Below are 16453 nucleotides of genomic sequence, written 5' to 3'. Positions count from 1 at the left end.
AGCGGCGACGATACGCGAGGGGGAAATGGCAAGGCAAAACACGCTCTTCAAGGAGGCGTATAATCGCTATGCGGCGCGCCTGAAGCCCGATACCGAGCTGCCGAGCGAGCCGGAAATCGCCGCCGAACTCGGCGTCAGCCGCAGTACGGCGCGCGCGATCCTCATGCGTCTAAGTGACGCCGGCATCATTCTCTGGAACAAGCGGCAGAAGACGGTTCTGCGCCGGCCGACGGAGGATGATTTCTTCCCGAAGGAAGAGACCGATTCACTACATGACATCATCGAGCGCAGTTTCATGATGCGTATCATGTCCGACGAAGCTCAGCCCGGCATGCAGATCAACGAGCTGGAACTGGCGCGCGAGATCGGCACCGGAACCTCGGTCGTGCGCGAATTCCTCATTCGCTTCAGCCGCTTCGGCCTGATCGAAAAGCGGCCGAACAGCCATTGGATCCTCAAGGGCTTCACCAGCGAATTTGCGCTCGAGCTCGCCGATGTGCGCGAAATGTTCGAGCTGCATTCAGCCGCCGAATTCGGTCGCCTGCCCGCCAATCATCGCGCCTGGGAGGATCTCAAGGCGATCGAGCAGGAACACCGGGAACTGCTCAAAGATATCGATGCGCATTACCGCGATTTCTCGCGTCTCGATGAAAAGTTTCACCTTCTCATCCATCGCGCCTCGGGAAATCGCTTCATCGCCGATTTCTACGACGTCATCGCCATCATTTTTCACTATCACTATCAGTGGAACAAGACGTTCGCCCGCGAGCGCAATGCCCGCGCCGTGACCGAACACCTCGACTATATCGAGGCCCTGCAATCGCGCGACCAGCGAAGGATCGATGCGGCGTGCCGCCGGCATCTCGCCTCGGCACGGAAGACGCTGCTACAGTCGATCCCGCAAGGCACAGCCGAAGTTGCCGGCTCAATTGCCTGACGGCAAGAGCCGGCAGTTTGCTCACTTTGCGGTGAAGCTCAAGCTTTGGCTAGCAAAGCGTGGGGACGAGACTTCGAGCTTTATCGCACCGGCCCCGCCCGTCGCCTCCAACCAAAAGCCCGTGGTCCCGCCCTGGAATGCCACCGTTTCCGGCCCGATAACCTTCGCCGGGCCCTCGACCTTGACCGTGATGGCCTCACTGAGAAAAGCCAGACGCGAGCCGGCCTGATCGAGCGCACGCACGATGACGCGTACCGTATCGCGCTCGCCTGCGCGCAAGGTATAGGCATCGGCTTCCACCTGAAGCGACGTCGGCAGCGGATTGGCGACCATATGCTGCTCCACAACCTTTCTGCCGGCGATATAGCCAGTGAAATGCACGTCCTCCCACTCCATCCCCCATACACCGAGCTCGTCCGGAGTGAAGGAACGGTGATCGAAGACGACTGGAGGATGCGGCAGATGCGGGAAAGTCTCCCCGTCCGGGCCGAGACGCTTGGTCAACGAGCCGTAACGCAGCTCGACCTCGTCGCAATTGGTGAGCACGATGAGCGGCAGGGCACCACCGATATTACGCTCGCCGCGTGCCCAGATCGTGACCGGCTTCATGACGATCTCTTCGGCGGGCTCGCACTGGCTGGCATAGACATAAGCGGCGAATTTCGGCTCGCGGAACATGTCCATGACGCCGTGATAGCAAATGCGATCGCCCGAGCCGAAATCGCTATGGGTATTATAGTCGAACATGCACCAGCCGATCGCGCCTGAGATCGATGAGTCCCCATAGGCGGCATTTAGAACTTCCAGATGCCGGCGAACATGTTCGGCCTGACGCTGCTCCTGGTCATAGATTTTCGTCGGATACATATGGCCGCCGAATTCGGTGATGAGATAGGGTACGTCCTTGGAGAGGCCGGTATTTTCCTGCTGCGGCCTGAGCGGTGTGCGCGGCCGGTTGGCGCCAGGCAGCTCCTCGTTGCCGAGGATGAAATCATTCATAGTGTAGACGTCCTCGAGCATCTCGCTCTCGGTGATATAGCGAACGCCGCCGGTCTGACGCGTCGGATCGAGCTCACGCGCCAGACGATTCGTCTCGGCGTAGAAATCGTGAGAATCCTGGGATTCGTTGATGCGCACGCCCCAGATGATGATGGAAGGATGGTTCCAGTCGCGTTCGATCATGCGCCGTACGTTGCGGATCGATTCCTGCTGCCATTCCTTATCGCCGATATGCTGCCAGCCGGGGATTTCTTCGAAGACGAGAAGACCGATGCGGTCGCAATGGTCGAGGAACCATTTCGACTGCGGATAATGCGAGGTGCGCACGATGTTGCATTTCAGGGTGCGCTTCATGATTTCGGCGTCGCGCTCCTGGGCCGATCGGCCCATCGCATAGCCGACATAGGGGAAAGCCTGATGGCGGTTGAGACCGCGCAGCTTCAGCTTCTTGCCATTCAGCAGAAAACCTTCCGCTGTGAAGCTCGCCGTGCGGAAGCCGAAAGTCGCGGCGTGACGGTCCGCTCCATGCTCGCTCACAAGCTCCACTTCAGCCGAATAAAGAACGGGATTGTCGAGTTCCCAGAGCGAAAGACCGGAAAGCGCGGCAAAGCTGAGCTTCACGCTTTCCCCTGACGTGTCAGCCTTGCCGGAAGCGATGGCCGCGCCATCGGCGGATCGCAAAGTAACCATCACCGCACCCTTGAAAGCAAGATTTTGCGGATTGGAGATATCGCAGCGCACCGTCGCGGATTTGCGGTCGGAAAGGACATCCGTCGTCTCGACCTTGATGTTGGCGACCGAGACGGGCGCGGCAACCTTCAGCCATACATCGCGATAGATCCCGGCATAGGTCAGATAATCGATCCGGCCGCCGAAAGGCGGGATCTGCGGGTTCTCGCTGCCGTCGATCTTGACCGTAATCAGGTTTTCGCCCTTATGCAGGCGGCCGGTCAGGCGGGCCTCGAACGGCGTGTAGCCATCCCTGTGGGCAACGATTTCCTCGCCGTTCAGATAGACGACGGCATCGGCCATGGCCGCATCGAAGATCAGCGATACCTCGCGGCCTGCGAAGGCCTCATCCCAGTTGACGATCTTCTGATAGGTGAAGGCGCGCTGATAGGATTTCTCGTCGAAATAGTTGAAAGGCAGTTCGACCGCCGTATGCGGCAGCGTAACACTCTGTCCCTCCTGCGGGCGACTGGCATCCTCGGGCGAAAACCCTTCATGAAACGTCCAGGATTCATTGAAGGCGACAACAGAACGCATATTCAATCCTATCGATTAAGCCCGTCGCATCGGATGACGAACAGATGTTGCTGGGAAGTCAGGCATGCGGCGAGGCAGGCGGGACGCCGCGGGGCGATATGTATACAGGCCCGCCGCCGTTGCGCAATGCGACCGGTTGGCGGATTTCGATTTTCAAGGCAAGCAAGCGATAGCAAGGAGCCGACCTATCACGGATCTATCGGCTCCGCCCGTTCTTCGTCTCCTCGACCGGACTGCGCACCGAAGCATACATGCCTGTCGTGCGGAACTCCGTCGGATTGATGCCGTAGATGCGGCGAAACACCTTGGAGAAATAATTGGCATCGTCGAAGCCCGACATGATCGCTACCTCCTTGACCGGAATGAAGGCAGCCTTCGTCAGCAGCTTCGCCGCGCGCTGCATGCGCTGTTGCAGCACGAATTCCGCCGGCGGCACGCCTTCACTCTCGGCGAAGACGCGCGAAAAATGCGCGCGGCTGAGACCGCCCACCTTCGCAAGCTCTTCGACCGGCAGCGGCTTGTCGAGATTGGCGTTGATGTGGTCGATGACAATCTGCATGACGGAGCGGTCGGCAGCAAAAGCATGCGAGCCGAAGACGTCGTCATAGAGGGCCATGGCGGCTTCATAGGCAATCGCCGAAGCCGAAGCCGGTGTCGTGGCGCCCTTGACGAGCCGAAGGCTGCAGTCTGCAAGATGATCGATGGTCGCCTGCTGCAGCTTCAACACCGGACCGGCTGCCGCGAGAATCAGCCGATGGATGCGCAATGCCTCCTCGCCATTCATGGAGATCCAGAAATACTCCCAGCGCTCCCCCTTCTCCAGCCAATAGCGATGATTATGCGGCACGAGAACGAGCAGCGTATCACCGGCATTGACGCGATAGTTGCGGCTTTCATAGCGCAAGCGACCCGTGCCGCTGATTGTGTGCTGCAGCACGGTGAACGGTGTGAGGCCGCGTCGTCGTCCATCCCAATCATAGGGTTCGTCTTCGCGGACTTCATATCCGGCACTGGTCGGCATGGCATGCAATCGGTGGCGTCCACGCGGCAGGGAAACCGTCCGCATGACCTGTCCGTTATCGATCAATTCTTGCAGCACAAAATTACCCTCAAAAGCATAATAGTTCTCTGTTCGCCTCGCCGATTATAGGCATAATCCCGCCAGAAAACAGCGCATGCTCGCCGGCGAGGAACGGCGATCGGAGGAAAAATCGCGATTTCGGCCCGTTCCGCAATCAATGCGACACTGGACGAAAATGCCGTCAATTTCCCTGCCGCTGCTTGTTCGATCGACTTGAAGGTGAGGATCATGAGTTTCAAAATCGCTATCATCGGCGCCGGCAGCGTCGGCTTCACGAAAAAGCTGTTCACCGACATTCTCTGCGTGCCGGAATTCCGCGACGTCGAATTCGCGCTGACCGACGTAAGTGAGCACAATCTGACGATGATCAAGGCGATCCTCGACCGGATCGTCGAATCCAACAAGCTTCCGACACGCGTCACGGCTACCACCAACCGCCGCAAGGCGCTGGAAGGCGCGCGCTACGTTATCAGCTGCGTTCGCGTCGGCGGCCTAGAGGCTTATGCCGAAGATATCCGCATTCCGCTGAAATACGGCATCGACCAGTGCGTCGGCGATACGATCTGTGCCGGCGGCATCCTCTACGGCCAGCGCAATATTCCGGTCATCCTCGATTTCTGCAAGGATATCCGTGAAGTCGCCGAAACCGGCGCCAAGTTCCTGAATTATGCCAACCCGATGGCGATGAACACCTGGGCGGCGATCGAATACGGCAAGGTCGACACGATCGGCCTTTGCCATGGCGTCCAGCATGGAGCCGAACAGATCGCCGAAGTGCTCGGTGCCAAGGACAAGCGCGAACTCGATTATATCTGCTCGGGCATCAACCACCAGACCTGGTTCGTCGATCTGCGCTTCAACGGTCGCAAGATCGGCAAAGATGAGCTGATCGCCGCATTCGAGGCGCATCCGGTCTATTCGCAACAGGAAAAGCTGCGCATCGACGTTCTCAAGCGTTTCGGCGTCTATTCGACCGAGAGCAACGGACACCTGTCGGAATACCTGCCCTGGTATCGCAAGCGCCCCGACGAGATCAACAAATGGATCGACATGTCGGACTGGATCCATGGCGAGACCGGCGGCTATCTGCGTCACTCCACCGAAACGCGCAACTGGTTCGAGACGGAATTCCAGCAGATCCTCGACAGCGCCTCGCAGCCGATCGACCCCGCACGCCGCTCCAACGAACATGCCAGCCATATTCTCGAAGCGCTGGAAACCAACCGCGTGTATCGTGGCCATTTCAACGTCAAGAACAATGGCGTCATCACCAATTTGCCTGCCGATGCCATCATCGAGTCACCCGGCTTCGTCGATCGCTTCGGCGTCAACATGGTGGCGGGAATTACCCTGCCGGAGGCATGTGCAGCCACCTGCATATCCTCGATCAACGTCCAGCGCATGTCGGTCCATGCCGCTATCAGCGGCGATATCGATCTCTTGAAGCTTGCCGTCCTGCATGATCCGCTGGTCGGTGCCGTCGCCACACCGGAGGAGGTTTGGCAGATGGTCGACGAAATGGTGGTCGCCGAGGCCCGTTGGCTGCCGCAATATGCCCACGCAGTCGATGGCGCGAAGGAGCGCCTGTCGCAGGGCAAGGTCAAGACGCGCGATTGGAAGGGTGCGGCAAGCCGCAACGTACGCTCGATCGAAGAGTTGCGCGCAGAAAAGGCCGCGCTGAAGCAGGCCGGCTGAGGAACAACAGATCGGAAGACAATGGCTGCGGCGGCAGAGGGGTGATATCCCGCCGCAGCCGGCCGTCTTCCGTTTTACGGGAGGAACGCGACGCCTGAACGGAAAGCTCGCGATATTGGGAGAGAGAACAAGATGAGACATTTTCGACCGATCGGCCTTCTCGCCGCATTGACGATTGCCACATCCGCGATCGCCATCAGCGCCTACGCAGCCGAGCCGACAGTGCCGCCCGTTCCGCCGGTTTTTCCGGCTGAAGGCAAGATCAAATATGTCGAGCGCAACTCCATCTTGGAGTTCAAGGCTTTGCCGGACTATCACGAGCCTGCCTGGGTGACGGACAAGTTCGTAAAGACCGGCAAGCTGCCGCCCGTCAAGGATCGCCTGCCGAAAGAACCTCTGGTCTTCAAGACGGGCAACATGCCCGACGGCGTCGGCGTCTATGGCGATACCATGCGCCATGTTATCGGCGGCCGGCCGGAGGGCTGGAACTACGGCGCCGGGCAAACCCAGGGCTGGGGCGGCATCGACATCGCCCTTTCGGAGTGCCTGACGCGCACGGCTCCCTTGTTCCAGGTGGAGGCAAAGGATACCGAGCCGCTGCCGAACCTTGCCAAGGGCTGGGAATGGTCGCCCGACGGCCATAAGCTCACCATGCATCTGATCGAAGGCGCGAAATGGTCCGACGGCGTGCCGTTCAACGCCGATGACATCATGTTCTACTGGGAAGACGAGGTCATCGACCCGAACGTCTCGCCGCTCGGCGGCGGCGCATCGCCGGAAGCTTTCGGTGAGGGAACGACCCTCAAGAAGATCGACGATTACACCGTCGAATGGACCTTCAAGGACGCCTTCCCGAAGCAATATCTCTACACGATGGCCTATCCGAATTTCTGCCCGGGCCCATCTCATATCCTGAAGCCGCAGCACCCGAAATATTCCAAGAACACCTACGATCAGTTCAAGAACGCTTTCCCACCGGAATATATGAACATTCCGGTCATGGGCGCCTGGGTGCCGGTCGAATACCGGCCTGACGATATCATCGTCCTGCGTCGCAATCCCTACTACTGGAAGGTCGACGAGAAGGGTAATCAGCTGCCCTACCTCAATGAGCTGCATTACAAGCTCTCGACCTGGGCGGATCGCGACGTGCAGGCGGTTGCCGGTTCCGGCGACTTTTCGAACCTGGAGCAGCCGGAAAATTTCGTCGCTTCGCTGAAGCGCGCCGCACAGCCCGATGCGCCCGCTCGTCTTGCCTTCGGCCCTCGCCTCATCGGCTATAACCTGCAGATGAATTTCTCCGCCAATGGCTGGGGCAATCCCGATCCGCGTGCTCAGGCCATTCGCGACCTGAACCGCAATGAGGATTTCCGCAAGGCCGTTACGATGGCGTTGGACCGCAAAGCCCTCGGCGAGTCACTGGTCAAGGGCCCGTTCACGGCGATTTATCCGGGCGGTCTTTCCTCCGGCAGCAGCTTCTATGATCGCAATTCCACCGTCTATTATCCGTTCGATCTTGCCGCGGCCAAGGCCGAGCTTGCGAAGGCCGGTCTGAAGGATACCGACGGCGACGGCATCGTAAACTTCCCGGCTAACGTCAACGGCGGCAAGGATGTCGAGATCACCCTGCTGGTCAGCAACGACTACACCACCGACAAGAGCCTGGCCGAAGGCGTCGTTGGCCAGATGGAGAAGCTCGGGCTGCGCGTCATCATCAACGCGCTCGACGGCCCCAAGCGTGACGATGCCAATTACGGCGGCCGCTTCGATTGGATGGTTCGTCGTAACAGCACGGAGCTGGCCTCGGTCGTCCAGAATACGGAGCAGCTTGCACCTGTCGGTCCTCGCACGAGCTGGAACCATCGTGCGGGTGCGGATGGCACGGTCGATCTCATGCCCTTCGAAAAGGACATGGTGAATGTCGTCAGCAAATTCACGACATCGAAGGACAACGACGAACGCGTGGCTTTGATGAAGCAGTTCCAGAAGATCTCGACGGGACACCTCTACAATATCGGTCTGACCGAATATCCAGGTGCACTGATCATCAACAAGCGCTTCTCCAACGTTCCTCCGGGCACGCCGATCTTCCTCTTCAACTGGGCTGAGGACTCAATCATCCGCGAGCGCCTTTGGGTCGCAGCTGACAAGCAGGGCAAGTACGAGCTCTTCCCGGAAGAGCTTCCGGGTGCTCCTGGCAGCGCCGGTCCGATCAAGTAGGGTCGTATGAAACACCCATGGCAGCCGGTATGATGCCGGTTGCCATGGGACCTGAAACATCCAGCGATCAGCTATCGCCGGGATAGAATTGAACCGCCGGCGTATATCACCCCGATGGGATGAGACTGCCGACAGCATCAAGAGAAGCGAACCGTCCGATGTTACGATTCCTGCTCGTGCGAATAGCCTCCGCCATTCCCGTGCTCTTCATCCTGAGCGTGGTGACCTTTGCGATCATTCAGGCCCCGCCTGGCGACTATGCTGATTACATACGCTCGCAATTGATGAACCAGGGCGGTGCATCCTTCGCCCAAGCCGATGAACAGGCGCAAATTTACCGCCGCGAACACGGGCTCGACAAGCCGCTGGTGGTTCAATACGTCAACTGGATCGGCGGCATCGTCACCAAGGGCGATTTCGGCTACAGCATGTTCTACAACAAACCCGTCGCCGATGTCGTTGGAGAGCGTCTGCCGCGGACCTTGGCTCTCGCGCTGGTCTGCCACATCTTCGCATCCGTTCTCGGTATCGGTTTCGGCATATGGGCGGCGACACGGCAATATAGCTGGATCGACAGCCTCCTGTCGGGCATTTCCTTTTTGGGCATGACGGTGCCGCGCTTCCTGATGGCGCTGATCATCGTTTATCTTCTCGTCTTCCAGCTCAACGTCTCGGAGATCGGCAGCTTTTTCTCGCCGCAATATGGCGGTGCGCCGTGGTCCTGGGCCAAATTCGTCGATCTGGTCAGGCATGTCTGGCCTGTCGTTGCGATCGCGACGTTTGGCGGCCTCGCCTACAATATGCGCGTCATGCGCGGCAATCTTCTCGATACGCTGAATGCCCAATATGTGGAGACCGCGCGGGCGAAGGGCCTTTCCGGTGGCGCCGTCGTCATGCGCCATGCTGTGCCGAACGCGCTGCATCCGCTCGTCATGTATCAGGGCGTCGTCCTGCCCTACATGCTGACCGGCGAGATCGAGACAGCCATCATCTTCACGCTGCCGACCGTCGGCCCGGCCATCGTCGGCTCGATGGCGATCGGCGACGTCTATGTGACGGCAACCTTCATGATGGTGCTTTCGGCCACCCTCATCGTCGGCAATATCATCGCCGATATGCTGCTTGCGCTGCTCGATCCGCGCGTCCGTCAACAGGGAGGAATACACTGATGCTGGCCTTCAGCAACTCCCCGCCATCGCCGGAAGAAAAGATCCAGCTCAAAAGCGGCAATGAAAGCTATATCGCGCTGGTCTGGCGGCGCCTGAAGCGCTCCTGGACGGGCATGAGCGGTCTCGTTCTCGTCATCCTGCTGCTGTTGATGGCGATCTTTGCCGAATTCGTAGCACCACTCGATCCGAAGGCGACCGATACCGGTTTTGCGCCGCCGCAGGTCATCAGTTTCCATGACAAGGACGGCAACTTCGTCTTTCTGCCCCGTGTCTACGCGCTTGCCGAGACGACGGATCTCGACCCGGTCACCTTCCAGCCGATCGTCGGGCCGGACTATGACCACCCGCGCCTGCTCGGCTTCTTCGTCAAGGGTGATCCCTATTATTTGTTTGGCCTGATCCCCGGCAACCGCCATCTCTTCGGCGCGATCGACGGCGGTCCGGTGCATTTCCTCGGCACCGACAAGTTCGGGCGGGATGTGTTGTCGCGCGCCATCTATGGTTCGCGCATCTCGCTGATGATCGCCTTGACCGTGGTTTCCATCGTCACCATCGTCGGCACGACGATCGGCATGATCTCCGGTTATTTCGGTGGTGCGGTGGACGCCTGGATCCAGCGTTTCGTCGAGGTCGTACTGGCTTTCCCGCAAGTGCCGCTCTATCTGGCGCTGACCTCCCTGATCCCCGTGACTGCGCCTACGAACGTCTTCCTCGCCTTCGTCATCGTCGTGATGTCTGCGCTCGGCTGGGCACAGATGTCCCGCGAGGTGCGGGGCAAAACGCTGGCGCTGGCGCGGATCGAGTATGTTCGCGCCGCGATGGCGGTCGGAGCAACCGATTGGCGCATCATCCTGCAGCATATCCTGCCGAACGTCATGAGCCATGTCATCGTCGCGGTGACGCTCGCAATCCCGAGTGTTGTGCTGCTGGAATCCTTCCTCGGCTTCCTGGGTTTTGCCGTCAAGCCGCCACTGATCTCATGGGGTCTAATGCTGCAGGATACGTCGACCTATTCGGTCATCGGTTCCTATCCCTGGATCCTCTCGCCCGTCGCCTTCGTTCTCGTCACCGTCTTCGCCTTCAATGCGCTCGGCGACGGCCTGCGCGACGCAATCGATCCTTATTGAGGAGAACGGATATGGCTCTCGCACTCGTCAATCCCTATGCTCCCGACACCAGGCACGATGCCGGCGAAAAGACCACCTCGCCTGTCATCGACGCCCGCAATATTGCCGTCAAATTCAAGGTCGAGGACGGCATGGTCGATGCCGTCAAGGACATCACCTTCCAGCTTTATCGCGGAGAAACCATCGCGATCGTCGGCGAATCCGGCTCGGGAAAATCGGTAACGGCCCGCACCGTCATGGGCCTCCTGACCAAGCGTGCGGTGGTTTCAGACAAAGCCGCCGTTCATTACGACGGCAAGAACGTGCTGAAATTTTCGGAGAAAGCGCGCCGGCAGCTGCGCGGCGACCGCATCTCGATGATTTTCCAGGAGCCGATGAGCTCGCTCAACCCGATCTACACGATCGGCAGCCAGATCGTCGAGGCGATACGGGTCCATCGCAAGGCCAGCCGCCGCGACGCGGAGAAGCGGGCGCTCGACCTTTTGAAACAGGTTCAGATCCCCGATCCGGAAGCGCGGCTGAAACAATATCCGCATCAGCTCTCGGGTGGACAGCGGCAACGCGTGATGATCGCCATGGCGCTCGCCAACGATCCGGACGTGCTGATCGCCGACGAGCCGACGACGGCGCTCGACGTCACGGTGCAGGCGCAGATCCTCAATCTCATCCGCGACCTGCAAAAGCAGCTCGGCATGGCGGTCATCCTGATCACCCACGACCTAACCGTGGTGCGCCAGTTCTCCGACTATGTCTATGTGATGCAGCATGGAGAGATGCGCGAGCACAATAAGACCGAAGCGCTCTTTTCCAATCCGCAGCATCCCTATACGCGGCATCTGCTGACTTCGGAGCCGCGTGGGCATGCAAAACCGCTGCCGCCGAACTGCGACACGGTGCTCGAAGGCAAGTCCGTCAAAGTAGCCTTCATGCTCCGGCACGGCAGCTTCTTCAAGCCCGACATGCGCGAGCTCGTCGCCGTCGGCGGACTCGATCTCGAGCTGCGCCGCCACGAGACGCTCGGCCTTGTCGGCGAATCCGGCTCGGGCAAGACTACCTTCGGCCAGGCGCTGCTGCGGTTGATCGATACCGATGGCGGCGAGATTTTCTTCGACGGGCAGCCGATCCACGGCCGATCTCGCGCCCAAATGCGGCCTCTGCGCTCGCGCATGCAGATCGTCTTTCAGGATCCTTTCTCGTCGCTCAACCCGCGCATGACCATCGGCCAGATCATTTGCGAGGGGCTGATTGTCAACAATCTCGGCGCCAACAAGACCGAGCGGCTGGAACGCGTCAAGGAGGCGCTCGTCAGCGCCGGCATGCCGGCCAATATTCTCTCGCGCTTCCCGCACGAGTTTTCCGGCGGCCAGCGCCAGCGCATAGCCATTGCCCGCGCCATCGCGCTCGAGCCGGAATTCATCCTTCTCGACGAGCCGACTTCGGCCCTCGACCTTTCCGTCCAGGCCCAGATCATCGACCTCCTGCGCAAGCTGCAGGACGAGCGGGGTCTGAGCTATCTCTTCATTTCCCACGACCTCAAGGTCGTGCGCGCCCTTTGCCATCGCGTGATCGTCATGCAGCACGGCAAGATCATGGAGGAAGGGCCGGTCGAAGAAGTCCTATCGCATCCCAAGACCGCTTACACCGAACGCCTTGTCAGAGCGGCGTTCGAGGTGGCTTCATAGCATTCAGGAGATTTTGACATGACAGGCACTCCCAAGATCACCTTCATCGGAGCCGGCTCGACCGTTTTCATGAAGAATATCATCGGCGACGTCTTGCAGCGCCCTGCCCTGGCAGGAGCCAGGATCGCGCTGATGGACATCAATCCACAGCGGCTGGACGAAAGCGCCATCGTTGCCCGCAAGCTTGCCTCGACGCTTGGCGCTCCGGCCACGGTCGAAACCTTTACCGACCAGCGCAAGGCGCTTGACGGCGCACATTTCGTCGTCGTCGCCTTCCAGATTGGGGGCTACGAGCCCTGCACGGTCACCGATTTCGAGGTTCCGAAGAAATATGGCCTGCGCCAGACGATCGCCGACACGCTCGGCGTCGGCGGCATCATGCGCGGCTTGCGCACGGTTCCGCATCTCTGGAAGATTTGCGAGGACATGCTCGCCGTCTGCCCGAATGCGATCATGCTGCAATATGTGAACCCCATGGCAATCAATACCTGGGCGATCGGCGAGAAGTACCCTGATATCAAGCAGGTCGGCCTTTGCCATTCCGTACAGGGCACGGCGATGGAGCTGGCGCATGATCTCGACATTCCCTATGACGAGATCCGCTATCGTTCCGCCGGCATCAACCACATGGCCTTCTATCTCGAATTCGAGCATCGCCAGCCGGATGGTTCCTACCGCAATCTCTATCCGGATCTCGTGCGTGCCTATCGCGAGGGACGCGCGCCGAAGCCTGGCTGGAATCCGCGCTGCCCGAACAAGGTGCGCTACGAGATGCTGACCCGCCTCGGCTATTTCGTCACCGAAAGCTCCGAGCATTTCGCCGAATATACGCCCTACTTCATCAAGGAAGGCCGCGAGGACCTGATCGAGAAGTTTGGCATTCCGCTCGACGAGTATCCGAAGCGCTGCATCGAACAGGTGGCACGCTGGAAAAACCAGGCCGAGGAATATCGCACGGCTGAGAAGATCGAGGTCAAGCAGTCGAAGGAATATGCCTCCTCGATCATCAATTCGGTCTGGACCGGCGAGCCTTCGGTCATCTACGGCAATGTCCGCAACAATGGCTGCATCACCTCACTGCCGTTCAATTGCGCAGCGGAAGTCGCCTGCTTGGTCGACGCCTCCGGCATCCAGCCGACTTATGTCGGCGATCTGCCGCCACAGCTGACGGCCTTGATCCGCACCAACATCAATGTGCAGGAGCTGACGGTGAAGGCTCTGATGACCGAAAACCGCGAGCACATCTATCACGCCGCGATGATGGACCCTCATACGGCCGCAGAACTCGATCTCGATCAGATCTGGTCGCTCGTCGACGAATTGCTGGCAGCCCATGGCGACTGGCTGCCGGAATGGGCGCGCGGCAATCGCAAGGTTCAGGCCGCGTAAAGCCACTCTCTCCCGGCTTGCGGCCCAAAGGGCCTCGCGGCGGTGCCGCGGGGCCTTACATTTTTACCACACCGGAGAAAATGAAAATCCAAAATGCGGGCGAATATCGCCTCGATAACCCATGGCAAAGCACCTTCGCCTAGGTTAGAAAACACACGCAGTTTGGAGGAGACGAACGACATGGCGAGCTCAGACACATTCACCACCGGAACTTTTGTCGGCCGCATCTGGCGCCCGGATGTGGAAGGCCCTGCCCTCGTCGTCGTTCGCGATGGCACGCTCTATGACATCACCTCGAAGGACGCGCCGACCATGCGCGACCTGCTGGAGAAGGACGATCCGGTCGCTTTCGTCCGCGCGCAGAAAGGCCAGGCCGTCGCAAAGCTCGACGATTTGCTGGCCGCCAAGGCCGACCATTCGGCCATCCATCTTCTAGCACCAGTCGATCTACAGGCGATCAAGGCTTGCGGCGTGACCTTTGCCCGCTCGATGCTGGAGCGTGTCATCGAGGAGCGCGCAGCCGGCAATCCGGACCTTGCCGAAGCGATCCGCGGCAAGGTGACCGCACTGATCGGCGACAGCCTGCGCAATTTGAAGGCGGGTTCGCCGGAGGCGGCCAAGGTCAAGGCAGCGCTGATCGAGGAAGGCGTCTGGTCGCAATATCTCGAAGTGGGCATCGGACCGGATGCGGAAGTCTTTTCCAAATCGCAGATAATGTCGTCGGTGGGGCAAGGAGCCGATGTCGGCCTGCATCCGATCTCCAAGTGGAACAATCCCGAGCCGGAAATCGTGCTCGCCGTCGATAGTCAAGGCCGGGTCAAGGGCGCCACTCTCGGCAACGACGTCAACCTGCGCGACGTGGAAGGCCGCTCCGCCCTGCTCCTCGGCAAGGCCAAGGACAACAACGCCTCCTGCTCGATCGGGCCTTTCATTCGGTTGTTCGATGAGACCTATAGTCTTGATGACGTGCGCAAGGCCGATCTCGACCTCAAGGTCGAAGGTGAGGATGGTTATGTGCTGCACGGCCGCTCGTCGATGAAGGAAATCAGCCGCGATCCGCTCGATCTCGTCTCTCAGACCATCGGTCGTCATCATCAGTATCCCGATGGCTTCGTGCTGTTCATGGGAACGCTTTTCGCCCCCGTCGAGGATCGCGACACGCCCGGCCAGGGCTTTACCCACAAGGTCGGTGACATCGTCACCATCTCCAACGACAAGCTGGGGGCGCTGAGGAACCGCGTGCTGCTATCAACCGAATGCCCGCCCTGGACTTTCGGGGCTTCGCATCTGATGCGCAATCTCGCCCGGCGTGGATTGATCTGAGACCCGGAGGAAATCGGGATCTCGAGCGGTTCAGCTCATCAGGTCAATCCTGACGGGTTTCCCGAATTTGCATGATGTTCCGCATTTGACGTCATGCGTGGTTCTGCGGTTGCGCTGCTATGAGTTGCGCGCTCGATGGTCTTGCGCGGCAGGAGAGGATCGTACGCTCCTGAGAACCGTTAAAGCCGACCTTTTGGATGCGATCATCACCCATGAGCTCCTCAATGAAAGCTCGTTGAAAGCTTGACTTGTTAGTTTGCGGAGCCCGGGGGGAACGGCAAACTTATCAGGAGGATAGGATGATAAGGTCGAGATTGGCAATTTCTACAACTGCGCTCGCACTGATTATGATGACGCCGGCATTCGCGTTCGATGGTTGGCACCAGCAACATGCCACCACGATCGAAGGCAAAGGCTCAGGCTATGACTATGTTTCAGTCGATTCCGCTACACATCGGGTTTTCCTGGGCCATCGTAAGGAAGGTTTGCAGGTCTTCGATCCTACTGCCGACAAGGTCATCAAGGTGATCGATAAGACAGCGATCGATAGTTCAGATGGTGCCGTGCTCATCCCCGAATTCGATCTCGGCATTTCCAATAATGAGGATGGCACGATCACGCCGTTCAAGCTTTCGACGCTGGAGGCCCAGGCTCCGATCAAGGTCGGCGAGGATCTCGATACCAGTCATTATGATGCCGTCAGCAAACATCTGGTGCTCAATATGGGTGCCGGGCAGGACGGCACCGAGCTGATTATGCTGGATGTCCCTTCACTGAAGGAAGTCGGCCGCCTCAAGGTGCCAAGCAAAAAGGTCGAAGGTGCCGATAGCGACGGCAAATCCGCCTTTTTCCTCGCCGCACAAGATCTCGATAAAGTGTACAAGATCGACACTAAGGCCGGAAAGATCGTCGCGACCTACGACACGGCCCCGGCTTGCGGTCGTCCAACCGCCGTGACGGTCAATACCGCTGACGAACGGGTCTACATCAGTTGCCGCGGGCACGATACCATCAAGCCCTCTTTCACCGTACTTGATGGGAATAGCGGCAAGGTCGTTTACAGCGCTGAGATCGGGGGAGGAACCGACAGTATCGTCTACGATGGTGACCTAAAGCGTATCTTCACTGCAAACGGCGTGAGCGCCAATCTCAACGTCTTCGAGGTCGATGGCCCCGACAGTTACAAGCCGCTGGAAACACTCGGCACCCGCGCCGGCGTTCGCACAATGGCGATCGATCGCCAAACCAAGGCGATCTATGCCATCACGGCCGAGGGCAGCGCCGACGCCTCCAAGAAGATCCTGACGACAGTCTCTCCGTTCTATGCCAACACGTTCTTCCCCAATACGTTCACCGTACTGACTTACGGAAAATAGCGAAAAGCATGATCACGACGTCGGCCTTGCTATTCAGCCGGGGCCGACGTCGTGATGCCAAAGTCAGGCAAATCAGTATCAACCTTGCCGTTAGGAGACCTGTGCGCGGGTAGGCTTTCTGCTTGAATTTGCTGTATTTCCTCGGATGGGAAGCGTATCGCAGGCGTCGGCATACGCGGCTTGGAACAC

The 16453-nt window shown here is 59.3% G+C and carries 11 protein-coding genes; 9 read left to right on the top strand and 2 right to left on the bottom strand.

Annotated features, from left to right (window positions below; genetic code table 11):
• Positions 1–25: 25 nt before the first annotated feature.
• Entirely contained in the window at positions 26–937 is a 912-nt protein-coding gene (locus PH562_RS03990; RefSeq protein WP_285171583.1) for a GntR family transcriptional regulator, read from the top strand.
• Between the two features lie 21 nt (positions 938–958).
• On the opposite strand, the gene PH562_RS03985 is transcribed toward PH562_RS03990, so the two are convergent.
• Both PH562_RS03985 and PH562_RS03980 read right to left on the bottom strand, forming a co-directional pair.
• Positions 959–3202: a glycoside hydrolase family 2 protein gene (locus tag PH562_RS03985; RefSeq protein WP_285171582.1), complete on the bottom strand. Its 2244-nt coding sequence runs from the start codon at positions 3200–3202 to the stop codon at positions 959–961.
• Positions 3203–3398: 196 nt separating this feature from the next.
• Entirely contained in the window at positions 3399–4301 is a 903-nt protein-coding gene (locus tag PH562_RS03980) for a helix-turn-helix transcriptional regulator (protein ID WP_285171580.1), read from the bottom strand.
• Between the two features lie 210 nt (positions 4302–4511).
• Here PH562_RS03980 and melA (PH562_RS03975) point away from each other — a divergent pair, with 210 nt between their 5' ends.
• The 8 genes from melA (PH562_RS03975) (at position 4512) to PH562_RS03940 (ending at position 16264) form a co-directional block, all read left to right on the top strand.
• Entirely contained in the window at positions 4512–5978 is a 1467-nt protein-coding gene (gene melA / locus PH562_RS03975; RefSeq protein WP_285171578.1) for an alpha-glucosidase/alpha-galactosidase, read from the top strand.
• A 132-nt stretch (positions 5979–6110) separates the two neighbouring features.
• Positions 6111–8198: an ABC transporter substrate-binding protein gene (locus PH562_RS03970; RefSeq protein WP_285171576.1), complete on the top strand. Its 2088-nt coding sequence runs from the start codon at positions 6111–6113 to the stop codon at positions 8196–8198.
• Positions 8199–8356: 158 nt separating this feature from the next.
• Positions 8357–9367, top strand: coding sequence for an ABC transporter permease (locus tag PH562_RS03965; RefSeq protein WP_113228359.1), 1011 nt, complete (start codon positions 8357–8359; stop codon positions 9365–9367).
• Positions 9367–10494: an ABC transporter permease gene (locus PH562_RS03960; protein WP_285171569.1), complete on the top strand. Its 1128-nt coding sequence runs from the start codon at positions 9367–9369 to the stop codon at positions 10492–10494. The genes PH562_RS03965 and PH562_RS03960 overlap by 1 nt, the downstream gene beginning before the upstream one ends.
• 11 nt (positions 10495–10505) lie before the next feature.
• A complete protein-coding gene (locus PH562_RS03955; protein ID WP_285171567.1) occupies positions 10506–12176 on the top strand; it encodes an ABC transporter ATP-binding protein in 1671 nt (556 codons plus the stop codon).
• Between the two features lie 18 nt (positions 12177–12194).
• Positions 12195–13565, top strand: a complete 1371-nt coding sequence (gene melA / locus PH562_RS03950; protein WP_285171565.1) for an alpha-glucosidase/alpha-galactosidase — start codon at positions 12195–12197, stop codon at positions 13563–13565.
• A gap of 180 nt (positions 13566–13745) precedes the next feature.
• Positions 13746–14888 (top strand): fumarylacetoacetate hydrolase family protein, encoded by a 1143-nt coding sequence (locus PH562_RS03945; RefSeq protein ID WP_285171563.1) that lies wholly within the window; start codon positions 13746–13748, stop codon positions 14886–14888.
• Positions 14889–15202: 314 nt separating this feature from the next.
• Positions 15203–16264, top strand: a complete 1062-nt coding sequence (locus tag PH562_RS03940; RefSeq protein WP_285171560.1) for a YncE family protein — start codon at positions 15203–15205, stop codon at positions 16262–16264.
• Positions 16265–16453 lie beyond the last annotated feature (189 nt).

This window comes from Rhizobium centroccidentale, from assembly GCF_030182565.1.
GTDB lineage: Bacteria > Pseudomonadota > Alphaproteobacteria > Rhizobiales > Rhizobiaceae > Rhizobium.
Note: the sequence above shows the minus strand (reverse complement) of the source record. Positions and strands in the feature narration are given on the sequence as shown.